The 20,678-nt window shown below is 33.5% G+C and carries 26 protein-coding genes; 12 read left to right on the top strand and 14 right to left on the bottom strand.

From position 1 onward, the window contains the following. The first annotated feature begins 12 nt into the window (after positions 1 to 12). From ACIQ2Z_RS08595 to ACIQ2Z_RS08580, 4 genes are all read left to right on the top strand, one after another. On the top strand, positions 13 to 2,418 hold the full coding sequence (locus ACIQ2Z_RS08595; protein WP_396183731.1) for a thiamine pyrophosphate-dependent enzyme: 2,406 nt from the start codon (positions 13 to 15) through the stop codon (positions 2,416 to 2,418). A 97-nt stretch (positions 2,419 to 2,515) separates the two neighbouring features. Then, the gene (locus tag ACIQ2Z_RS08590) at positions 2,516 to 3,196 is read left to right on the top strand and encodes a peptidoglycan DD-metalloendopeptidase family protein (protein ID WP_396183730.1); all 681 of its coding nucleotides are present in this window, start codon (positions 2,516 to 2,518) and stop codon (positions 3,194 to 3,196) included. Next, complete coding sequence (locus ACIQ2Z_RS08585) at positions 3,193 to 3,342, top strand: hypothetical protein (RefSeq protein ID WP_396183729.1); 150 nt, start codon at positions 3,193 to 3,195, stop codon at positions 3,340 to 3,342. Before ACIQ2Z_RS08590 ends, ACIQ2Z_RS08585 begins: the two co-directional genes overlap by 4 nt. Positions 3,343 to 3,656: 314 nt before the next feature. Next, entirely contained in the window at positions 3,657 to 4,136 is a 480-nt protein-coding gene (locus tag ACIQ2Z_RS08580) for a nuclear transport factor 2 family protein (RefSeq protein WP_396183728.1), read from the top strand. Here the strand turns inward: ACIQ2Z_RS08580 and ACIQ2Z_RS08575 are convergent. The 8 genes from ACIQ2Z_RS08575 to ACIQ2Z_RS08540 all read right to left on the bottom strand — a co-directional run bounded on the left by ACIQ2Z_RS08575 (position 4,128) and on the right by ACIQ2Z_RS08540 (position 10,659). After that, positions 4,128 to 4,382 carry a TSUP family transporter gene (locus ACIQ2Z_RS08575; RefSeq protein ID WP_396183727.1) on the bottom strand — a complete coding sequence of 85 codons (255 nt, stop codon included), beginning with the start codon at positions 4,380 to 4,382 and terminating at the stop codon, positions 4,128 to 4,130. The genes ACIQ2Z_RS08580 and ACIQ2Z_RS08575 overlap by 9 nt on opposite strands. A gap of 141 nt (positions 4,383 to 4,523) precedes the next feature. Further along, positions 4,524 to 4,787: a TSUP family transporter gene (locus ACIQ2Z_RS08570; RefSeq protein ID WP_396183726.1), complete on the bottom strand. Its 264-nt coding sequence runs from the start codon at positions 4,785 to 4,787 to the stop codon at positions 4,524 to 4,526. Positions 4,788 to 4,941: 154 nt separating this feature from the next. Further along, a complete protein-coding gene (locus ACIQ2Z_RS08565; RefSeq protein ID WP_396183725.1) occupies positions 4,942 to 5,985 on the bottom strand; it encodes an o-succinylbenzoate synthase in 1,044 nt (347 codons plus the stop codon). A gap of 3 nt (positions 5,986 to 5,988) precedes the next feature. Next, entirely contained in the window at positions 5,989 to 6,666 is a 678-nt protein-coding gene (locus ACIQ2Z_RS08560; protein ID WP_396183724.1) for a metal-dependent hydrolase, read from the bottom strand. A gap of 17 nt (positions 6,667 to 6,683) precedes the next feature. After that, complete coding sequence (gene menA, locus ACIQ2Z_RS08555; RefSeq protein WP_396183723.1) at positions 6,684 to 7,625, bottom strand: 1,4-dihydroxy-2-naphthoate octaprenyltransferase; 942 nt, start codon at positions 7,623 to 7,625, stop codon at positions 6,684 to 6,686. Between the two features lie 44 nt (positions 7,626 to 7,669). Next, a complete protein-coding gene (locus ACIQ2Z_RS08550; protein ID WP_396183722.1) occupies positions 7,670 to 9,169 on the bottom strand; it encodes a PH domain-containing protein in 1,500 nt (499 codons plus the stop codon). Between the two features lie 4 nt (positions 9,170 to 9,173). Further along, positions 9,174 to 9,782 carry a PH domain-containing protein gene (locus ACIQ2Z_RS08545; RefSeq protein ID WP_396183721.1) on the bottom strand — a complete coding sequence of 203 codons (609 nt, stop codon included), beginning with the start codon at positions 9,780 to 9,782 and terminating at the stop codon, positions 9,174 to 9,176. A 37-nt stretch (positions 9,783 to 9,819) separates the two neighbouring features. Continuing rightward, complete coding sequence (locus tag ACIQ2Z_RS08540) at positions 9,820 to 10,659, bottom strand: 1,4-dihydroxy-2-naphthoyl-CoA synthase (protein ID WP_396183720.1); 840 nt, start codon at positions 10,657 to 10,659, stop codon at positions 9,820 to 9,822. Between the two features lie 60 nt (positions 10,660 to 10,719). Between ACIQ2Z_RS08540 and ACIQ2Z_RS08535 the strand changes: the two genes are divergently transcribed. Genes ACIQ2Z_RS08535 through ACIQ2Z_RS08520 form a run of 4 tightly spaced genes read left to right on the top strand, consistent with a single transcriptional unit; the run spans position 10,720 to position 13,199 of the window. Beyond that, positions 10,720 to 11,241, top strand: coding sequence for a hypothetical protein (locus ACIQ2Z_RS08535; protein WP_396183719.1), 522 nt, complete (start codon positions 10,720 to 10,722; stop codon positions 11,239 to 11,241). Positions 11,242 to 11,246: 5 nt separating this feature from the next. Continuing rightward, positions 11,247 to 11,498: a hypothetical protein gene (locus ACIQ2Z_RS08530; protein WP_396183718.1), complete on the top strand. Its 252-nt coding sequence runs from the start codon at positions 11,247 to 11,249 to the stop codon at positions 11,496 to 11,498. A gap of 9 nt (positions 11,499 to 11,507) precedes the next feature. Further along, complete coding sequence (locus ACIQ2Z_RS08525; protein WP_396183717.1) at positions 11,508 to 11,939, top strand: PH domain-containing protein; 432 nt, start codon at positions 11,508 to 11,510, stop codon at positions 11,937 to 11,939. A gap of 27 nt (positions 11,940 to 11,966) precedes the next feature. Further along, entirely contained in the window at positions 11,967 to 13,199 is a 1,233-nt protein-coding gene (locus ACIQ2Z_RS08520) for a serine hydrolase domain-containing protein (RefSeq protein WP_396183716.1), read from the top strand. A gap of 105 nt (positions 13,200 to 13,304) precedes the next feature. On the opposite strand, the gene ACIQ2Z_RS08515 is transcribed toward ACIQ2Z_RS08520, so the two are convergent. The 5 genes from ACIQ2Z_RS08515 to ACIQ2Z_RS08495 all read right to left on the bottom strand — a co-directional run bounded on the left by ACIQ2Z_RS08515 (position 13,305) and on the right by ACIQ2Z_RS08495 (position 15,363). Beyond that, the gene (locus ACIQ2Z_RS08515; RefSeq protein ID WP_396183715.1) at positions 13,305 to 13,586 is read right to left on the bottom strand and encodes a hypothetical protein; all 282 of its coding nucleotides are present in this window, start codon (positions 13,584 to 13,586) and stop codon (positions 13,305 to 13,307) included. Between the two features lie 37 nt (positions 13,587 to 13,623). Next, on the bottom strand, positions 13,624 to 14,457 hold the full coding sequence (locus ACIQ2Z_RS08510; RefSeq protein WP_396183714.1) for a S1 RNA-binding domain-containing protein: 834 nt from the start codon (positions 14,455 to 14,457) through the stop codon (positions 13,624 to 13,626). A 182-nt stretch (positions 14,458 to 14,639) separates the two neighbouring features. Further along, positions 14,640 to 14,783 carry an inorganic diphosphatase gene (locus ACIQ2Z_RS08505; protein ID WP_396183738.1) on the bottom strand — a complete coding sequence of 48 codons (144 nt, stop codon included), beginning with the start codon at positions 14,781 to 14,783 and terminating at the stop codon, positions 14,640 to 14,642. A gap of 32 nt (positions 14,784 to 14,815) precedes the next feature. Further along, complete coding sequence (locus ACIQ2Z_RS08500) at positions 14,816 to 15,100, bottom strand: type II toxin-antitoxin system RelE/ParE family toxin (RefSeq protein WP_396183737.1); 285 nt, start codon at positions 15,098 to 15,100, stop codon at positions 14,816 to 14,818. 14 nt (positions 15,101 to 15,114) lie between these two features. Next, positions 15,115 to 15,363 carry a type II toxin-antitoxin system ParD family antitoxin gene (locus tag ACIQ2Z_RS08495; RefSeq protein WP_396183713.1) on the bottom strand — a complete coding sequence of 83 codons (249 nt, stop codon included), beginning with the start codon at positions 15,361 to 15,363 and terminating at the stop codon, positions 15,115 to 15,117. Positions 15,364 to 15,984: 621 nt separating this feature from the next. Between ACIQ2Z_RS08495 and ACIQ2Z_RS08490 the strand changes: the two genes are divergently transcribed. The 3 genes from ACIQ2Z_RS08490 to ACIQ2Z_RS08480 all read left to right on the top strand — a co-directional run bounded on the left by ACIQ2Z_RS08490 (position 15,985) and on the right by ACIQ2Z_RS08480 (position 19,240). Beyond that, on the top strand, positions 15,985 to 18,327 hold the full coding sequence (locus ACIQ2Z_RS08490) for an arylsulfatase (RefSeq protein WP_396183712.1): 2,343 nt from the start codon (positions 15,985 to 15,987) through the stop codon (positions 18,325 to 18,327). Between the two features lie 114 nt (positions 18,328 to 18,441). Next, positions 18,442 to 18,825 carry a hypothetical protein gene (locus tag ACIQ2Z_RS08485; RefSeq protein ID WP_396183711.1) on the top strand — a complete coding sequence of 128 codons (384 nt, stop codon included), beginning with the start codon at positions 18,442 to 18,444 and terminating at the stop codon, positions 18,823 to 18,825. A 19-nt stretch (positions 18,826 to 18,844) separates the two neighbouring features. Beyond that, a complete protein-coding gene (locus ACIQ2Z_RS08480) occupies positions 18,845 to 19,240 on the top strand; it encodes a hypothetical protein (protein ID WP_396183710.1) in 396 nt (131 codons plus the stop codon). Positions 19,241 to 19,487: 247 nt separating this feature from the next. Here ACIQ2Z_RS08480 and ACIQ2Z_RS08475 read toward each other — a convergent pair whose 3' ends face one another. Next, positions 19,488 to 20,150 (bottom strand): suppressor of fused domain protein, encoded by a 663-nt coding sequence (locus ACIQ2Z_RS08475; RefSeq protein ID WP_396183709.1) that lies wholly within the window; start codon positions 20,148 to 20,150, stop codon positions 19,488 to 19,490. Positions 20,151 to 20,286: 136 nt separating this feature from the next. Between ACIQ2Z_RS08475 and ACIQ2Z_RS08470 the strand changes: the two genes are divergently transcribed. Continuing rightward, positions 20,287 to 20,415, top strand: a complete 129-nt coding sequence (locus tag ACIQ2Z_RS08470; protein WP_396183708.1) for a hypothetical protein — start codon at positions 20,287 to 20,289, stop codon at positions 20,413 to 20,415. Positions 20,416 to 20,678: the final 263 nt, after the last annotated feature.

Genomic DNA, 20,678 nt, shown 5'->3' with positions numbered 1-20,678 from the left:
TATATTTAGATTATGATGACAGAATCACCCAAGCAGGCTATGACTTTCGAAGATTTCAAAAAAGAAGTTTTAAACGACTATAAAATCGCTACAACCAGTAGAGAATGTTCTCTATTAGGACGTCGGGAAGTGTTAACAGGAAAAGCAAAGTTTGGGATTTTTGGTGATGGAAAAGAAGTACCGCAATTAGCTTTAGCCAAAGCTTTTAAAAATGGTGATTTCCGCTCAGGCTATTACCGTGATCAAACGTTTATGATGGCCATTGGCGAAATGACTATTGAACAATTCTTTGCCGGTTTATACGGACATACCGATTTGACTCATGACCCGATGAGTGCCGGTCGACAAATGGGAGGACATTTTGCAACACATTCGTTAGATGAAAATGGACAATGGAAAGATTTAACTCAACAGAAAAACTCCAGTGCCGATATTTCTCCTACAGCCGGTCAAATGCCACGATTATTAGGATTAGCACAAGCCTCAAAAATTTATAGAAACGTTTCCGTTTTACCTAAAAAAAATAAATTTTCTGAAAACGGAAATGAAATCGCTTGGGGAACTATCGGAAATGCAAGTACTAGTGAAGGATTGTTTTTTGAAACTATCAATGCTGCCGGAGTACTTCAAGTACCAATGGTGATGAGTGTTTGGGATGATGAATACGGAATTTCTGTTCATGCTAAATACCAAACCACAAAGGAAAATATCTCTGAAATCTTAAAAGGATTTCAACGGGATGACAACAATAATGGCTACGAAATTTTTACCGTTTTAGGTTGGGATTATGCTGCCTTAGTAAGTACTTATCAACGTGCAGCTCAAATTGCAAGAGAGGAACATGTTCCTGTTTTAATACATGTAAAAGAATTAACTCAACCACAAGGTCATTCAACCTCTGGCAGTCATGAACGTTATAAAAATGCAGAACGGTTAGCATGGGAAACCGAATATGATTGTTTAGTACAAATGCGACTGTGGATGATTGCCAATACTATTGCCTCCACAGAAGAATTAGACGAGATAGATACTATTGCTAGAAAAGAAGTTTTAGAGGGTAAAAAAGCAGCTTGGAATGCTTTTGTTGAACCAATAAAAAAGGAACAAACTGAATTAATTACCTTATTAGAAACCATTGCTGCAACCAGTGTAAATAGAGTATTTATTCAAAAATACACCAATGATTTAAAAGAAATAAAAGAACCTATCCGAAAAGATATTCTTACCATTTCCCGAAAAATACTTCGAATGATTGTTGGCGAAAAAAACCAACCATTATTAGCTACTTGGATTACGAATTATACAAATACAATTCAGCCAAAATTCAGTTCTCACTTGTTTTCAGAATCTGCACAAAATGTGTTTTCTGTAAAAGAAGTTTTACCAACTTTTGACGCTTCTTCAGAAGATGTCGATGCTCGTTTAGTCTTAAGAGATAACTTTGATACTCTTTTTGCAAAATATCCCGAAGTATTAATTTTCGGTGAAGATTCCGGAAATATTGGTGATGTAAATCAAGGATTAGAAGGAATGCAGGAAAAATTTGGCGAATTAAGAGTTGCTGATGTTGGTATTCGAGAAGCTACCATTTTAGGTCAAGGAATTGGAATGGCAATGCGAGGCCTCCGCCCTATTTCAGAAATTCAATATTTGGATTACTTACTTTATGCTATTCAAATCATGAGTGACGACTTGGCAACGCTTCAATACAGAACAAAAGGTCGCCAAAAAGCTCCATTAATCATTAGAACACGCGGACATCGATTAGAAGGAGTTTGGCATTCCGGTTCACCCATGGGAATGATTATCAATGCTGTACGTGGTATTCATGTCTTGGTACCCAGAAATATGACAAAAGCTGCCGGATTTTATAACACCTTACTTGAAACAGATGAACCTGCGCTTATTGTGGAATGTTTAAACGGATATCGCTTAAAAGAAAAAATGCCTTTAAATCTAGGAGAATTCAAAACACCTATTGGAATTGTAGAAACTATTCGTTCAGGAACAGATTTAACGATTGTATCCTATGGTTCCACTTTACGCTTGGTAGAACAAGCGGCTAAAGAGCTACAAGAAGTTGGTATAAATTGCGAGATAATTGATATTCAATCACTTTTGCCTTTTGACATAAACCATGACATTAAGAAAAGTTTATCTCAAACCAATCGTTTATTAGTGGTTGATGAAGATGTTCCGGGTGGAGCTTCTGCTTTCATTCTACAGCAAATTCTTGATGTTCAAAACGGTTATGATTATCTTGACAGTAAACCACAAACTTTAGCCTCAAAAGCTCATCGTCCGGCTTACGGAACAGATGGTGATTATTTTTCAAAACCTTCGTCTGAAGATATTTTTGAAAAAGTCTACACCATGATGAATGAGGTAAATCCAAGTGATTATCCCAGTTTATATTAAAACAACTAATTAACAAATCGAAAAGTCGTTTAATCAACGGCTTTTTTTGTTGCCAAAGTTTAAAATCAATATTTAACAAACTGTTTAATTGATTCAGATGGAAAATTTTGAAAAAAGTCTAAAAAAAATAAAAAACGTCAAAGTCATTGATGCTTCCATTCCTTATGAAACTTATATCTCATTGGATTTATCCGTACAAAGCAAACAAATGTCGAAATTTTCACCTAAAACCGCTGAAGATTACAGCCAATTTCTCAACAAATACCTATATAAAAACAAAGCAAAGGTAGCTTATGGTGGATATCTTGAAAAACGAAATTTATACGAACGCAGTACTATTTTTAATGAACAATCTACAGAAGTACGAAACATTCATATTGGCCTAGACCTATGGATTGCTGCCGGAACATCTGTTTTAGCTGCATTAGAAGGTACAGTCCATAGTTTTCAAAATAATACCAATCTAGGCGATTACGGACCGACAATTATTTTACAACATACGTTAAATAATTGTCAATTTTATACGCTTTATGGTCATCTTGCGTTAGAAAGTATAGCTTTGTTACATATTGGTCAACCTGTTAAACAAGGTGATAAAATCGCTGAGTTAGGCAATTCCTCAGTTAATGGTGATTATGCTCCACATTTACATTTTCAAATCATAAAAAATATTGGAGATTATTTTGGAGACTATCCCGGAGTTTGCAGTGAAAAGGACTTGGACTATTTTAAAGAAAATTGCCCTAATCCGAATTTATTACTTAAAATTAATTCATGAAAAAAATTGTTTTCCTTTTTTGTCTATTTTTATTACTCGGCTGTAAATCGAAAAAAGGAATTTCTTCGCCTTCAGAAACTGATAAACCAACAGTGATCAACCTTTCCATGAGTGAAGTAAATACAATCCAAAAAAACAGAGCTTAAAAATTAGGCAAACGCGTTTTGATGACTTGCAACACCTCTACTTTCAAGTCTTTTACAAGTGAAGAAGCAACACCGAAAATTTAAAAAAATATTGATAAAGACAAAATTTCATTGACCTGTCAAAATATTATTCGTGGTTTTGGGCAATTTAAAGAGATTAAATTAATAGAAGTTTTGTGGTTAGAAAAAAAAAAAAAAAAATACCGTCTTTAGATATAAATTTGATTACGAAAAGAAACACAGCATAAAGAAACTTCGCGTATCCGTAAACGATGAAAATAAAATAAAAGCCATAACCACAAAAAAATGGAAAAATGCATACAACCCATAATTTACTCTTAAAATTTTACGATTCATTCAGCAAGGCAAATGCCCAATCCATGGCAGAATGCTATCATCCGGAAGCAACTTTTAAAGACCCAGCTTTCGGTACACTGAACCAACAAGAAGTTACCGCCATGTGGCAAATGCTTGTTGAACGCAGCAAAGGAAATCTAACTATTGAATTTTCCAATGTTAGCTGCACGGATTATAGTGGTTCTGTTGATTGGGTTGCCACCTATGATTTCAGTAAAACAAATCGTAAAGTTGTCAATTTTATTCAAGCTCAATTTGAATTCAAAAACGGATTAATTATCAAACATACCGACTCGTTTAATCTATGGAAATGGAGTGGAATGGCTTTGGGATGGAAAGGTTATTTATTGGGCTGGACACCTTTTATGCAAAACAAAATCAGAAGTCAGGCAAAAACGTCTTTGAAAAATTATATGAAACGAGCGGATTTAAGTTAAAACATCCCAAGCAAAACGAAGTAACATCAATACCATCAGAATTTGGAAAAATATACGAACAAAATTATTTCCTCTTTTGATTGCCATTTTCGCTCCTAAAAAACCGCCTAATCCGTTACAAATAGACATTGGCAAGGCAATATGCCAAATAATTTTCCCTTTGATAAAAAAGAGTGAAATTGCCCCAACATTTGAAGCCAGATTAACCATTTTTGCATTTACAGAGGTAGTCCTGCAGGAAATCATAACCCAGCAAACTTGCAAAAAGCCATCACAAAGAAAATACCGGTTCAGGGACCAATAAATCCATCATAAAACCCAACATTTATGCTTATTATGATACTGTATAAAAGTTGTTGTGTTGGTGAATGAGATTTATCTGATTTATTAAACAAAAGAATATATCGCTAATAAGGTTAAAACCACTAATAAAAATGTTTTCATAAAATCATTACTCACGTAATTTAATAAGAACGAACCCACATAAGCCGAAGGAATAGCCAAAATCATAATGAGTAGTAATGCTTTCCATTGAATAACTACCTTTTTAAGATAAAGTATAGAGACTAAGAAAGTACCTGCAAAAGAAGTAATTTTTAAAGTTCCAATTATGTTTGCTAAGTGTAAGTTTGGCAACAAAATAAAACCCAATGGCGTTTATATTAAACCGCCACTGCCCACAACAGCATCAACAAAACCGGCAATAAAAGCACACAAACACAATAAGAGTGAATAATTTTCAAACTTAAACATTTGGGTTCAATTAATCATATTAATAGCAAAATATTCAAATTATTAATGATTCTCAAAAATCAATAAAAGTAGTATTCCACGCTAATTGATTGTTATAAAATAGCATTCCTTTTTGAATTTCTAACGGACAATCAAAATTATTGGCATATAATCCGCCTGTACCTAAACCTTGAGGCATTGGATTATTTAGTAAAAAAGTCCATTGTGCAATAGCATTCAATCCAATATTACTTTCTAAAGCAGAAGTAATCCACCACTTAATTTGAAGTTGCTCTGCTATATCAATCCATTCTTTAGTTCCACGAAATCCACCTACTAAACTTGGCTTTAAAATAACAAATTGAGGGCTTGTTTTTTGTAGTAAAGTAACCTTTTCATTTTTTGTAAACACACCAATCAATTCCTCATCTAAAGCAATAGGAAAAGGCGTGCTTTTACACAGTTCTGCCATCCTGTCAGTATTGTTTTTTGCAATGGGTTGCTCAATACTATGTAATTTATAATCAGCTAATTGATTTAATTTATCTAAAGCTTCGTTTGAATCGAAAGCACCATTAGCATCCACACGAATTTCAATCATATTTTCATCAAAATGTTGACGAATAAATCGCAATAAACTTAACTCTTTTTCAAAATCTATCGCTCCTATTTTAAGTTTGATGCAAGTAAAACCCTGTTCAATTTTTTCTTCAATTTGTTGTTTCATAAACAACTCTTCCCCCATCCAAACTAGTCCATTAATTGGAATGGTTTGAACTCCTGAAGTATATGCAGAAGGAAATAAGACAAACGGATTTTCACTTTGCAACGATTGAAATGCTATTTCGATTCCAAATTGAATAGAAGGGAATTCCATCAACTGTTCCCAAAGTTGATTTACTCCCAAATGAACATTTTCACAAACCCATTTCAATTTATCTTCATAATCGGGTCGGTCATCTACGCTCAATGTTCGTAAAATACCGCACTCACCTATTCCCTTTTTATTATTATCTTCTAAAATGATAAACCAGGTTTCTTTTTGAGTAAGTATTCCTCTGGAAGTTCCGGAAGGTTTCTTGAAGTTTAAAATGTATTTTTGATAGGTTGCCTTCAACTGCTACAATTCAATAAAATTGCCAATTTCTAAAAGCATTAAATCTTTACCCTTATTAAAGAATTTTTTAATTGCTTCTTCATGGTTGATTTCTATAAATCCAAATGTATCAAAATGAACCCCCAAGATTTTATCACATTCTACAAAATTAGCAGCAATAATAGCATCTTCCACATCCATTGTGAAATTATTTCCAATAGATAAAATTGCTAAATCCAATTTTGTACGCATCGGAATGAGTTTCATATCCATTGTCAACGATGTATCTCCGGAAATATAAATATTCTTATGTTCCCCTTCAATCACAAAACCACCCGGATTTCCGCCATAACTTCCATCAGGAAATGAACTTGAATGAACTGCATGAACAAATTTTACAGAACCAAAATCAAACTTCCAACTACCGCCATGATTCATAGGATGGCTTTTAAAGCCTTTGTTGCTAAAATAAGTAGCAATTTCCCAATTAGAAACAATTAAAGCATTAGTTCGTTTAGCAATAGCTTCTACATCCAAAATATGATCCTGATGAGCATGTGTGAGTAAAATATAATCGGCTTGCAGCAAATTTATATCTATATGAGCTGCTTTTGGGTTGCCTGAAATAAATGGATCTACCAAGATATGCTTTCCACTTACTTCAATTCCTAAGGATGCGTGACCGTAAAAAGTAATTTTCATCTTATCTATAAATATAATTAAACAATAACGTCTGAGATAAAATAGATTAAACACAAGGACAAAAGCAAGGAAACCATAAAAGTACTAATGGCTAATCTTTTAAGTTCGGGATCTAATTCTGCCGGGTTCACGTTTCGTTTAACCCGAAGTATATGGCTAATTATAGGTAAAAAAACTATTACATATAAATATTGATCAATAGCAAAATTTTGAAGAAATCCGAAAAATAATAACAAAATCATTGCGGTGATGAGAAGAAAATAATGGTATTGTTTCGCTTTTGCACCTCCAATTTTTACCACTATGGTATTTTTTCCTGCTTTTCGGTCAGATTCCTCATCCCGCATATTGTTCAAGTTGAGCACCCCCACGCATAAAAACCCAATTGCTGTCGACGGCAATAAAAGTATCCAATCAAACTCCTTAGAAAACATAAAATAAGAGCCGTAATTACTCACCAGACCAAAAAACACAAAAACAAAAACATCACCATAGCCTTTATATCCATAAGCTCCTGTTCCAACTGTATATTGAATCGCGGAGGCTATTGCAATTATTCCTAATGCTAGGAAAAATAAAGAATAATAAAAATATTTGAAATGAAAAGCAGTATAAATCAATAAAACCGCCAACAAAAAAGTTATAAAAGCTGTAATTATTATGGCATTTTTCATTGCTTTGGGTGAAATAGCTCCGCTTTGTATGGCTCGTTTTGGTCCAATTCTATTTTCATTATCGGTTCCTTTTACACCATCACCATAATCGTTTGCAAAATTAGATAATACTTGCAACCCAATAGTTGTCAAAAGCAATAATCCGAATATTTTCCAGCTAAAAACATTTGTGGGAGTCAGCTCCTGTTCCGTTGGTTTTGCCAAAGCATAGAAACTTCCCACTAAAATTCCGGATACCGATAACGGTAATGTTCTTAATCTAGCTGCTTCAATCCAATGTTTCATTATCGTTTTAATTAAAGTACAAAGGTAATAGAATTATTGTGTATTTACATCCAACTTCGCTCGGTGCGTTCTACTTCATAAAGCCAATAATTAATCCATGGTTTTAACAAAGAAAAATTAGCGAATTTAAATGCGACATCGCCTGCAGCAGTATGAAAAGTTATATGGACTACATCTGCTTTTTTATGCCAAAAAAATTGTTTTGTAGTTATTCCTTGTATTTTGAAAGGCTGTAATAATTGATGTTCAATGTCCCAAGCATTGCTTTTTATAACAATAAATTTATGGGAAAGTTTTAACCGGTAATTTTTAAATTTAAAAAACAATACAATAGCCATAAACAAAACATAAACCAAAACAAATGGAAAATATGGCTGTAGAATTTCAAAAACTGATACACCTAAGCTTATAAAAATGGTACTTGGTATAATTATTCCAAACAAAACAGTCATAATTAAATACCTGTAATTCGGATTTATTACTTCTTCGGTTTGGGGCAGGTCTTTTAAAATCATTTTTAAAATTGCTTCTCGTTCCATATTATTGCAACCGGGAACTTCTATATCTGATTTTTTAGCATCCTTCTCAGCTTCATCTGTCGAAGAGGCTTGTTTCATTTTTAAATCAAATAAATTCAACTTTCGTTGAAAAAAATTCTGACTATAAGCGGTTATTTGAACTTTTTCCGGTTTGAGTAAGGTGTTCTTTTTAGCAAATAATCCATACGTTATGGCTAAAGCTTTCTTTTGAAGCACCATTTGATAATCAAAATTTTTAACGATAGTTCTCACTAAATTAATAACTAAAATCAAGGTTAAACCTAGTAACAAAAAAAACGAAAACGAAAAATAATTAAATCCCTGTTCAACTAAACCGGTCACTTGTTGTTCATTAACTTCCAACGAATAAGCAACATCTGAAAACCCACCATACAAGGAACCTATAAACCCTAAGATTAAAGCAATACTTCTACCATAGTTTGATGTTATCCCGACTTTAACTAATGTGAGAAAGCTAATTTTTAAAAATGGTTTTTGAACTTCTTCCCTATCATCTTCAGTTTTTTCTGTTTCTGTTATTTTCTCGAAAGATAACAACCTATTTTTTAAATGTAATGCTATTTCATTATCAACGGCACGAATACTAGCTTCTTTTTTATTGCTTCCGGCTGTATCAATGTCAACACTAAAAACACCAACTAATTTTTGAATAACCGATTGATTGATATTTACTTGTTGGATTTTATCTAATTGAATAGTTATTTTATTTTTAGTAATCACTCCTTTTTGAATCACAAATTCTTCCTTTTCCTCATCTAAAAAAAAGGTGAAATTTTTATATTGTAAATAAGCAATTATTCCTATAACCAATAGAATTACAAAGACACCAATACCAAAAAACACCATTTTGCTCCAATCAAATTTGTAAAGTATCAACAACAATGGAACCCATAATCCACGAATAATGTTTTGCAAAGTGTCTACAAACATGATGGCTATTCCTTTAACCGATTGGTGCTGTGGTTTGCTAAAATCGAATGCCATTGTTTCAGTTTTGCGGTTCAGATTTTTCACTCGCTTCTTTGCTAGCTATTGCTGTTTCAATTGGTTTTTCCAACTCAATTTCGGTGTTTGAAAAGATATCAATTGGAGTTACAATCTTAGTCAATAAAAAAGATTTTATTCTTTCTGCTTCTTCTTTTTGTAAACCCGAAATATGCATGTCACTACTGCTTCCTCCGGCAGTATAAATTTGTAACTCACTCAACTGATACATTCTGGACAAAACTCCCTCATGTAAAGCTACATGTTGAATTCGGTTAAAGGGAATAATTGTAGTTGTCGTTGCCAATATGCCTTTTTTAAAGATAATATCTTTTTCCCGCAAGGCGAATCCTTTTTTTTTGAATCCCACGGTTGAAGCCCAAAAAACTAATCCAATGCAACAAACTAAAATAATTATCATCGGAATAATATAAGTTCGAATACTTTCATTGAAATATAAAAATATAAGTAACCCAATTGCGATGAGTATTGAGAATATAGAATTACCAATATAAATCACATTCAAGTAATCTTTATTCAAAGGCGTTAAGGTAGCCAACTCAAATTTTGGTAATGAATCAAAAGAAACAGAATGATTGCTAAATTCTTCCAAAGTAGGTGTTTTTAATTAAATCTATTTAGTTTGAAAATTACGGAAGCCATTTCTTTTCAAAATTAGGTTTTCTTTTTTCCAAAAATGCATTTCTTCCTTCTTTTGCTTCCTCAGTCATATAGGCCAATCGAGTTGCTTCGCCTGCAAAAACTTGTTGACCTACCATACCATCATCGGTTAAATTCATAGCAAATTTGAGCATTTTAATTGACGTTGGTGATTTTGCTAAAATTTCCTGGGCCCATTTATAAGCCGTATTTTCCAATTCATCATGAGGAACAACAGCATTAACCATTCCCATCTCAAAAGCTTCCTGAGCTGAATAATTGCGTCCTAAAAAGAAAATTTCTCTGGCTTTTTTCTGTCCAACCATTTTGGCTAAATAAGCAGAACCATACCCACCGTCAAAACTTGTAACATCGGCATCTGTCTGTTTAAAAATAGCGTGTTCTTTACTGGCCAACGTTAAGTCACAAACAACATGTAAACTATGACCGCCACCTACAGCCCATCCGGGAACTACAGCAATCACTGCTTTTGGCATAAAGCGAATTAAGCGTTGAACTTCTAAAATATTTAAACGATGCATTCCATCTTCACCAACATATCCTTGATGCCCTCTTGCTCGTTGATCTCCACCGCTACAAAACGAATAAATACTGTCCTTTGAAGAAGGTCCTTCAGCCGACAATAAAACGACACCTATGGAAGTATCTTCCTGAGCATCATAAAAAGCTTGGTATAATTCTGAAGTTGTTTTCGGTCGGAATGCATTCCGAACATCCGGGCGATTAAAAGCAATTCGGGCTACGCCATTGCACTTTTTATACGTGATATCTTCAAACTCTTTTGCTGTTATCCAATTTATTTCTTCCATAACAATACGATTTACGTGTAAAAATAGTATTTTTAACTTTTGAAATCTATAAAAATAATCATGAAAAAATACCTTTCCTTAGTAAGTATTTTACTTTTAGGATTTTATGTCAATGCTCAAGTTGTAAAAACAGAAGAATTTGAATTAACTTTTCCTATCCAACCAACAATTGATGAACAGGAAATTGTTACTGAAGCTGGTGATACCCATTTAAAAATGTATCAAGCAATGCATGAAGGAGCGATGATTTTATTTTTAGATGCCACTTATCCCAAAGAATTAGATGTTTCCACCAATAAAGAGGTAAACAAAAAAGTTTTGAAAAACTCAAAAAACGGTAGCGTTAACAATTTTGCCGGACAAATGGGATTAAAAGTAAATTTGATTTCCGAAGTTTTTGTGGAATATAAATCTTTGCTTGCTTTGCGTTCTATTGATAGTGTTGGCCGTTATTTTGCTCAGGTTTATACCATCGCACATTTAAATAAACTCTATTCAATTCTTGTTTTTAGTGAAACTGAAAATGGCGGGAAACTAATTCTTGATAACTTAGTAAATTCTTTTACTCTTCATACTATCTAAAAAAAATGAAAAATTCAATTTGCCTATTATTTTTATGTTTCACTAGTATAAGTTTTTCTCAAACTTATGAATTTCAAACCATTAAAGATATTGAAGCAACGCCTGTTATTTTTAAGTATATTACAAGAACCTGCTGGTCATTTTCCACAACTTCCTTTCTAGAAGCTGAAGTTATTCGGTTGACCAGTAAAAAAATCGATTTATCAGAAATGTATACAGTTCATAATACCTATACAAAAAAAGCATTAGGTTTATAAAAAACAAGTATGGTTTTCAAGTCTTCCATTCATTTGTCCAGTGGATTAATACTGACAATTATACCAACCATTATGATTTCCGTAGCTTTAATGGGTTTATTATTTGAAACACCAAGAGCGGAAATCATGATTGGTTCAATCATTTTCATGCTCATTGGTTCAACTTTTTTTTGGATATTATTAGACACTAAATACACCATTAAAGAGAGTGATTTATATTATTGTTCCGGTCCCATACGTGGTAAAATTGACATCCAATCTATCCGAAAAATTAAACATCAAAAAGGGTTATACAATGAATGCTTTTTAAAACCTTCATTAGATTATAATGGACTTTATATATATTACAATAATTTTGATGACATTTATTTATCTCCAAAAGACCAAGATTTATTTGTTAATTACTTGTTGAAAATTAATCCTAAAATTGACTTAATTTAAGAATATTTCAATTTAAAAAGGTTAGTTTTGATTAACCAACAAGCAGATTACCACATACGCATGATTAAAAAATCAATTGCTTTAGCAATTATTTCTTTATTTTTCGCTTTTTCCTGTCAGAAAAAAGTGGATGCACCACTGTTAGCTCATTACATCCCGGAAGAAACCACAGCAACAGATTCTTCTCAAATTACCATTCCTTTAGAATTAAATTTGAAGCCCGTTTCTAAAGAATTTAGAAATGAAAAAGAAAATGAAGTTTCCTCCTATTATAAAAAATATATTGGCACAACCGACTTTAGTGGCGGATTCATAGTGGCTAAAAACGGAGTAGTTATTTATGAAGAGTATAAAGGCTACGCCAATTATGCTAAAAAAACAGTCAATGAAGAATCAACTCCACTTCATTTAGCATCTGTGAGTAAAGTTTTAACAGCAACGCTGGTTTTAAAACTGGTTCAAGAAAATAAAATCGATTTAAACGAAAAGGTAAAAACTTATTTACCTAGCTTTCCGTATCAAAACACAACCATCAAGACGTTATTGAATCACAGAAGTGGTTTACCGCATTATACTCGCTTTGAAATACTAATTAAAGGTTGGAGTCTAAGAACAATGCTTTCTAATCAAGATGTACTTACTATATTAAGCAAATATAAACTGGCCTTAAATACAAAGAATGATACCCATTTTGATTATTGCAATACAAACTATGCCATTTTAGCTTTAGTTATTGAAGCGGTAACGGGAAAATCCTATCCGTTAGTTATGCAGGAGAAAATCTTTGAACCTTTAAAAATGAACAATTCGTTTGTAATTGATTTCAATACTCAAAAAAATGCTGTAAGCCAATCCTACAAAGGAAACAATGTCGTTCACAGTTGGGATCAATACGATGCTATTTATGGTGACAAAAACATTTATTCAACCCCGAGAGATTTAGTGAAATTTGATTTAGCTACTTATTCCAACACCTTTTTAAGAAAAGATTTAATGGCAGAAGCCCTAAGAGGCTACAGTTACGAAAAACGTGGCATTCGCAACTATGGTTTAGGCATTCGCATGAACGAATGGAAAACCGGGCAAACATTACATTACCACAACGGATGGTGGCACGGCAACACTTCTTCCTACACAACCATGAAGAATGATACTGTAGTGATTATAGCCCTATCCAATAAATACACCTTAAAAACATACAAAGCCACAAAACTTGCGGCACTATTTGGTGATTACCCCTATGTGTTAGAAAAGGAATAAACTTTCTCTTTTTATTAGAGTTTATTAGAACTAAAAACCATAAAATAGAGTTTATTTAAATTCTATCTACACAACTTATTTGGTTATGAAATGTCTTCATAATTATTACAACAACCCTAATCCAAAATAACGAAGTATGAAAATCATACTAATCACATTAAAAACTAATGCAATCCAGTAATACAAGTTTAACTGATCATTATTTTTAATGATTTCAAGACTGTTCAAAAAAGGTAAGGTTAGCGTAAGTGTAAAAATAGGAATCCAAATAATATCAAAGATAACACCAAGATAAGTAACCTTTTCAAAACTTTTAAACATTCCAATAATCAAAAATAAAAAAGAAAAAATACTCAGGAAAAGATATAATTTATTTCGTGCTATCATGGTGTTTTCTTTTTAAAAACTTCCTTTACCTCATTACTTAAGTCAACAAATGAATTCCGTCGTTTTTGATTTCAATAAGTTTTTGTTTGTATAACGTTCCTACTGCTTTTTTGAATGTTTTTTTACTCATTTTCAAAATGGTTTTTATATCATCCGGAGAGCTATTATCGTTCAAACGAAGAAATCCACGACTGGCTTTAAGTTCATCCAAAATAACTTGTGCATTTTCTTCAATGGCCTCCACACCAATTCGATTAAATGTAACATCTATTTTTCCATCAGGGCGAATAATTTTAATATAACCCTTTGTTTTATCACCGGGACGTATAGAATCAGTATACACCTCATTTCTATAAACAAGCCCTTTGTGTGATCCGTTAACAATAACGTTTATTCCTAAATCGGTAATATGTGAAATGATTAAATCAACTTGTGCCCCACTTTCAAGATGTAAAGGTTCTTTGCTAAGAAATTGGTTAATCTTACTGGAACCAACCAATCGGTTTGTTTTTTCGTCCAGATACATATGAACCATGTATCGTTTCCCTTGTTCCATGGGTCGAGCTTGCTCTTGAAAAGGAACAAAAAGATCTTTTTCAAGTCCCCAATCTAAAAAGGCTCCATATTCATTGGTGTAATTCACCCGCAAAAAAGCATAATCACCCAGGATAATATAAGGTTTAAGGGTTGTTGCCACCGGACGTTCTTCATGATCAAGATAAACAAAAACCTCTAGCATGTCATTCATTTCAAACTTCTTCGGAACATATTTAATGGGTAACAACACGTCGTCTTTTTCATCCGTGAGAAAAAGGCCTACCAAAGTGGTTCTGTCGATGCGTAGCGTATGAAAAGTTCCGAGGGTCAACATAATATATCAATTTCTACAAAGGTATGAATTGTTTACCTCTTCTGGAAGCAGTTATTGAGTGGTTTTTACTTTGAAGAAATTATTGTGCAAATACTTATTTTAAGTCAATAACAAAAAAATCATTTATAGTTAAAAACACTATAAAACCATTACTAGAAAACATTTATACTTCTAAAACGCTCTTAAACGTTAAATTTCTCCTGATACATTTTAAAACTGTCCTGAAGAATTTGAATAGCAGTTTCCCTATCCAAAAAATCCTCCACTACAACGGATTTTTTTTCCAACTTTTTATAATCCGCAAAGAAACCTCTCATCTCTGAAATAAAATGGAACCGCTGTTTGCAGATCGCTTTTTTTAATCGTTAAATCTATTTTTAATATCCATTCTTTCGAGCAAAATTCTCACAAATTCCATTTCAGTATTTTCAATTTGTTTGCAAAATATTAAATGCGATTTCACTTTTGAATATCGATTATTTTTACGAATGCTAACAAAATCTTTTGTTATTTCAAAGTTTTCCGCTACATATTCTATTTCATCCATTATAAAATTATAATATCGGTTGGCTTGTTCAATCGACCAAGTTTCAGCCGTGTAAATCAAAATAGTATTCGAATCTTCTAAAGCTTTTTCACTTATGATTTATTTAGCCATTACTTTTGGAAATTATCGTTTAACCTTTTTAGATTTTCTGTTCGGTTAAAATTTCTAATTTTTCCGCTTTTTTCTCCAAGTTCTAATTCCGCAATTAGAGATTTTGTTTGAATTTCTTCCTGCTCAAAATGTCGCAATGCAGCTCTTACAACTTCGCTTACAGAATTATATTTTCCTGTTGCAATTTGTCTGTTTCTAAAACTTTCGTAATATTCCCCAATTAAAATTGATGTATTTCGTGCCATCATTTTATATTTTTTTAAAAAATACCAATTAACGGCATTCGCAGTTCCAGACGATTAGAAAAAGAATGCCTTCGCAATCTGGAGATGCAATGGCTTGTAGAAGCCATTTGCATACGATTTTCATTTTTGATAAACGAGGACCGCCTGGGTGGTTTCTTGGCGATAGCCAAAAAGCAAATGTCTATAAAAACTAATTTTATGGGTAAGTGAACTTATGACCAATAGTGAAGGAAAAACACGATAAAAAACCAAGCAATACACTCCACAAAAAAAAGAGGACTATTAATCCTCTTGAAAATCTTTAAAATCACACATCGAAATCCCCATAGTGGACGGACATGTAATCGGTGAGCTTGTCCTGAGTTTATCGAAGGGTTCAACAGGAGTTTCATTACTTCGTCCGTTCGCCGTTGGCTCGGGTGTTGGCTTTGCAAGCCCAACGAAACTCTAGCTATTAGGCATTCGTTTTTTTATGAAAGTAAGTGTTTTGTATAAATTTAAAAACTAATACGTTTCTTACTTCATGTTAAATTAACATAAAATAATTGATTTTCTTCATTTATTTTTAAATAATTGTTATTAAATTAGCTCAATTAATTTATTAAAAATTCAATATTTGAAAAGATGAAAAAAAATTTTAATTTAGTTTTTTATGCTATTTCAGCATTGCTATCAATCAGTACTTATGCCCAAACAAGAGAAACTCGTATGGTACTTCCTATGACACCACCAGTAGGCAAGCCATATACCGAAGAAGATGCAAGAAAAGCAACCGCTCCTCCACAATGGGAAGTAAAAGCACCAAAAGGCGCACCCAATGTCATTTTAGTATTGGTAGATGATTTTGGTTTTGGTATGAGTAATACATTTGGTGGACCAATTAACATGCCTTTTGCTGATAAATTAGCAGCAAACGGATTACGTTACAACCGTTTTCATACAACCGCCTTGTGTTCACCAACAAGAACTGCATTACTTACCGGACGCAATCATCATAGTAATAACATGGCTGGTATTACCGAAATTGCAACTGCATTTCCTGGCAATACTGGAGTGAGACCACTATCTATTGCACAAACTGCAATGGTTTTAAAACTGAACGGTTTTAATACAGCTCAGTTTGGTAAAAATCACGAAACACCAGCTTGGCAAATTCATAGTTCAGGATCTTTTGAAAATTGGCCAACTGGTCAGGGCTTTGAAAAGTTTTATGGATTTATGGGTGGTGAAACTAATCAGTTTTTCCCTGGCGTTTGGAATGGAACAACCCGTGCTGAAGTAGATTCTGAGGATCCAAATTATCATTTCACTACCGATATGACAAACAATGCGATTGAATGGATGAAAGCACAGCAATCAATGACACCAGATAAGCCTTTTTATATGTATTTTGCTCCGGGAGCTTGTCATGCCCCACATCAACCACCTGCAAGTTATATTGACAAATACAAAGGGAAATTTGATGGCGGTTGGGATGAACTTCGTGAAAAAACATTGGCTCGCCAAATAGCGATGGGAATTGTTCCTAAGGGTACTAAATTAGCACCAACGGATGCTTTTATTAAACCATGGAATTCTTTAACGCCTGTTCAGAAAAAAGTATATGCCCGCCAAATGGAAGTGTATGCTGGTTTTGCAGAGCACACCGATGATCAAATTAGTAGATTACATGATTATATAGCATCTATTGGAGAATTAGAGAATACAGTTTTTATTTATGTTTTGGGAGATAATGGAGCCAGTGCCGAAGGATCGGCTAATGGCTTATTTAATGAGAATACCTATTTCAATGCTATTCCGGAAGAAATGAATGATTTAGAGAAACAAATACCAAAATTTGGTGGTCGTGAATCATATGGTCATTTTGCAGCAGCATGGGCAATTGCGGGTAACACTCCATTTGGATGGTCGAAGCAAATTGCAGGAGATTTTGGTGGTACTAGAAATGGCTTAATTATCGAATATCCTAAAATGATTAAAGATAAAGGACAAATCAGAGATCAGTTTCACCATGTAATAGATATTGCGCCAACAATTTTAGAATTGTGTAATGTGCCTCAACCAACAAGTGTCAATGGCGTAAAGCAAGAGCCTATACAAGGCGTGAGTATGGTCTCAACTTTTACTAATGCAAAAGCACCTGAAACACACAAAGTTCAATATTTTGAGATTGCTGGCAATAGAGGAATTTATAACGATGGTTGGATGGCAAGAGTGGTTCATAGAGCTGCATGGGAAACAACACCCCGTGGTCCATTATCAGAGGATACTTGGGAACTTTTTAATGTAAGCAAAGATTTTAGTATGAGCACCAATGTGGCTGCCGCAAATCCTCAAAAATTAAAAGAAATGAAAGATTTGTTTGCGAAAGAAGCAGTGAAATATCAAGTTTTTCCTTTAGACGATAGAAGTGTTGAAAGATTAAATCCGGAAATAGCAGGAAGACCTGATGCTATGGCGGGTAGAACTAAAATGACATTATACAGCGGCATGGGCGGTTTACAAGAAAACGCTTTCATAAATATTAAAAATAAAAGCTCGGTTTTTACAGCCGATGTAACAGTACCAGCAAATGGTAATGGTGTTATTCTTGCCATGGGAGGTCTGTTTGGTGGTTATAGTTTATATATGTTAAATGGAGTTCCTATGTTTACCTACAATTGGGTTGGTAAATCACAGTATGATGTTAAAGCAACAAAAGCATTAACACCAGGAAAACATACTATCGTATTTAAATTTGATTATGATGGCGGTGGTTTAGGTAAAGGCGGAAATGGAACTTTCATTATAGATGGTATTGAAGCCGGAAAAGGAAGGATTGATAAAACCAATGCCAACATGTTTAGTTTAGATGAAGGAGCTGATGTTGGAATGGACGAAGCCACCAACGTAAGTAATAATTACAAAGCCGGTCACTCAAGTAAATTCAATGGAGATATAGAACAAGTTACAATAGAAATTAAGTAATTTTTATCACCAATTAATTAAAACCAACGGTCATCATTATGGTGTCCGTTGGTTTATTGTAGAATATTAGCTATGAAACAGCAATATAAATATAGAATCTTGTAATTGGTTTTGATGACAATTTTTATTTTCGGTTGTAAGCAGTCTACAACAAAAAATGAAATTGTAAAACAGAAAGCAGAAGTTAAAAATGATCCTCTACCATCTTGGAATGAAGGAACTACAAAAAAAAAGATTATTGATTTTGTCACCCAAACCACAAAAGAAGCTAGTACTGATTTCATTCCAGTGGCTGATCGAATTACTTGCTTTGATAACGATGGTACCTTGTGGAGTGAACAACCCATATATTTTCAGTTTTTCTTTGCTATTGAACAAATAAAAGCGATGGCTCCTCAACATCCTGTATGGAAAGATAATAAACCATTTAAAGCCATACTTGAAGGAGATATGAAAATTGTAATAGCTGGTGTAGAAAAAGCGCTATTCAAATTTTAAAAGTTAGCCATGCCGCGATATGACTACCGATGCGTTTTCGGCTAGTGTTAAAAATTGGATAAAAACGGCTAAACATCCTAAAACTGTGAAACTTTATAAAGATATGATTTATCAACCAATGCTTGAATTATTAGCGTATTTGAGAGCTCATGAGTATAAAACTTTTATAGTTTCGGACGGAGGTATGGATTTTATGAGACCGAGGGCGGAAGAGCTATATGGAATTCTACCTTATCAAGTTATTGGAAGTTCAGGTAAAGTAAAATATGAAGTAATAGACGGAAAACCACAATTGGTAAAACTATCAGAGTTGAATTTCAATGATGATAAAGAAGGAAAGCCAGTGGGCATTCATCAATATATTGGAAAGCGACCTGTTTTTATTTTCGTGAGAATTAAAATGTTCATACTCTGAAAATTTCAAATCAATATATTCAATCCAATTTTCCATTAATGAAATTTAAGTTTTTTTGATGTCTTTTGTTGTTTTTCTGTCATTTCACCAAAATGATGCCTAGCGTTGATGGTATGGTGTCGTGCGGGATTACGAGGCGATTTCCTGCCAGTTTGCACTGACCTTTTTTACGAGCCTCGAACCTTCGCAAACCGCTGAGACCCGCAATATCGTAAAACCCGTTATGTGTAGCCATTCTTTCCATTTTCTAAGCTACTGGTTGTCTGTCCAAGTCACTATATGGATAATGTCCTGCTTCTTTTAGTTTCTTAAATAATTCTTCGCTTCCATTTGATCTTGAAAATTCCATTTCACTCCTAAATACTTGTAAGCACAACAGTAAATCATGCTTTCTTTCACCAATTCTAAATTCTTTGTTGTCGGGTTGGTAAAGGTCGAATACCAAACAAGTGTTTTCTTCTCCTTCTCCATTAGGAACTTCGCAAGTCTCATTTGGATTTAAAACTGCTTGTCGAGAGAAAAATCCAATTGTCGTGAAGAAACCGCAAACTTTTCTTTCAATAAGGTTAAAAGGTGTTTGTGTGTCCTCGCTATTGTTATAATCGTGTTTGGTAAAGGCAACTAGTTCATAAGTGCCAAGTCTGTTTGGTAAAGGTCCAGTGCCATCAGGTTCTAAAAGTTCCATTGTTGCAAAGCCTGTTCCTTTTATATGGTTTGGAAAATAATACATGTCTACCGCACCACCAACCGCAAAAGGAATAATTGCGTGTCCTACCAAGTCGTGCATTTTACCAAGCACGTTTTCAAGTCCTTTTGATTTTTGTTCATAGTCAAGTTCGTGTTCTTGCTCTGTAAATTCTCTTGGCATTGGTTTTTCAGCTTTGCCAAATAGTCGTTTAAAAAAACTCATTTTCTATTTTTGTTTTATTGTTAATTGGGTCGTCCTATGGTTACACATAACGTCAGACTGTTAAAAAAACCTCACAACCCACAAACAAATATAAAAAAACACTTGTAAGAAAAACATATTTTTCTTATTTTAAACCTTGCAACATCCCGACACTTCGGGACAAGGAATATTAGGCAATCAGCTTCAAGTGAGTAGTCTAGAAGACACCATCGCTCTGACAATCCCGTTAGATTTATTGATGCCTTTGTCAACAGTATCGATTTAGTTACAAATGGAATTTCAATGGCTTGTAGAAGCCATTTGCATACGATTTTCATTTTTGATAAACGAGGACCGCCTGCGTGGTATCTTGGCTATAGCCAAAATTCAAGTTCCTATAAAAACTAATTTTATGGGTAAGGGAACTTATGACCAATAGTGAAGGAAAACACGATAAAAAACCAAGCAATACACTCCACAAAAAAAAAGAGGACTATTAATCCTCTTGTAAATCTTTATAAAATCATAACGAAAAACCCATAGTGGACG

The organism is Flavobacterium sp., assembly GCF_044361015.1.
GTDB lineage: Bacteria > Bacteroidota > Bacteroidia > Flavobacteriales > Flavobacteriaceae > Flavobacterium.
The sequence above is the reverse complement of the archived record's forward strand: the minus strand, read 5'-3'. Positions and strand labels throughout refer to the sequence as shown.

Bases quoted from the DNA above. Each gene is read 5' to 3' on its own strand.
- ACIQ2Z_RS08525 (WP_396183717.1), top strand. From the start codon at position 11,508: ATGGTTTTCAAGTCTTCCATTCATTTGTCCAGTGGATTAATACTGACA.
- ACIQ2Z_RS08515 (WP_396183715.1), bottom strand. From the start codon at position 13,586: ATGATAGCACGAAATAAATTATATCTTTTCCTGAGTATTTTTTCTTTT.
- ACIQ2Z_RS08550 (WP_396183722.1), bottom strand. From the start codon at position 9,169: ATGGCATTCGATTTTAGCAAACCACAGCACCAATCGGTTAAAGGAATA.
- ACIQ2Z_RS08540 (WP_396183720.1), bottom strand. From the start codon at position 10,659: ATGGAAGAAATAAATTGGATAACAGCAAAAGAGTTTGAAGATATCACG.
- ACIQ2Z_RS08580 (WP_396183728.1), top strand. From the start codon at position 3,657: ATGCATACAACCCATAATTTACTCTTAAAATTTTACGATTCATTCAGC.
- ACIQ2Z_RS08575 (WP_396183727.1), bottom strand. From the start codon at position 4,382: ATGATTTCCTGCAGGACTACCTCTGTAAATGCAAAAATGGTTAATCTG.
- ACIQ2Z_RS08595 (WP_396183731.1), top strand. From the start codon at position 13: ATGATGACAGAATCACCCAAGCAGGCTATGACTTTCGAAGATTTCAAA.
- ACIQ2Z_RS08530 (WP_396183718.1), top strand. From the start codon at position 11,247: ATGAAAAATTCAATTTGCCTATTATTTTTATGTTTCACTAGTATAAGT.
- ACIQ2Z_RS08495 (WP_396183713.1), bottom strand. From the start codon at position 15,363: ATGATGGCACGAAATACATCAATTTTAATTGGGGAATATTACGAAAGT.
- ACIQ2Z_RS08480 (WP_396183710.1), top strand. From the start codon at position 18,845: ATGACTACCGATGCGTTTTCGGCTAGTGTTAAAAATTGGATAAAAACG.
- ACIQ2Z_RS08490 (WP_396183712.1), top strand. From the start codon at position 15,985: ATGAAAAAAAATTTTAATTTAGTTTTTTATGCTATTTCAGCATTGCTA.
- ACIQ2Z_RS08560 (WP_396183724.1), bottom strand. From the start codon at position 6,666: ATGAAAATTACTTTTTACGGTCACGCATCCTTAGGAATTGAAGTAAGT.
- menA (WP_396183723.1), bottom strand. From the start codon at position 7,625: ATGAAACATTGGATTGAAGCAGCTAGATTAAGAACATTACCGTTATCG.
- ACIQ2Z_RS08590 (WP_396183730.1), top strand. From the start codon at position 2,516: ATGGAAAATTTTGAAAAAAGTCTAAAAAAAATAAAAAACGTCAAAGTC.
- ACIQ2Z_RS08475 (WP_396183709.1), bottom strand. From the start codon at position 20,150: ATGAGTTTTTTTAAACGACTATTTGGCAAAGCTGAAAAACCAATGCCA.
- ACIQ2Z_RS08510 (WP_396183714.1), bottom strand. From the start codon at position 14,457: ATGTTGACCCTCGGAACTTTTCATACGCTACGCATCGACAGAACCACT.
- ACIQ2Z_RS08535 (WP_396183719.1), top strand. From the start codon at position 10,720: ATGAAAAAATACCTTTCCTTAGTAAGTATTTTACTTTTAGGATTTTAT.
- ACIQ2Z_RS08485 (WP_396183711.1), top strand. From the start codon at position 18,442: ATGACAATTTTTATTTTCGGTTGTAAGCAGTCTACAACAAAAAATGAA.
- ACIQ2Z_RS08585 (WP_396183729.1), top strand. From the start codon at position 3,193: ATGAAAAAAATTGTTTTCCTTTTTTGTCTATTTTTATTACTCGGCTGT.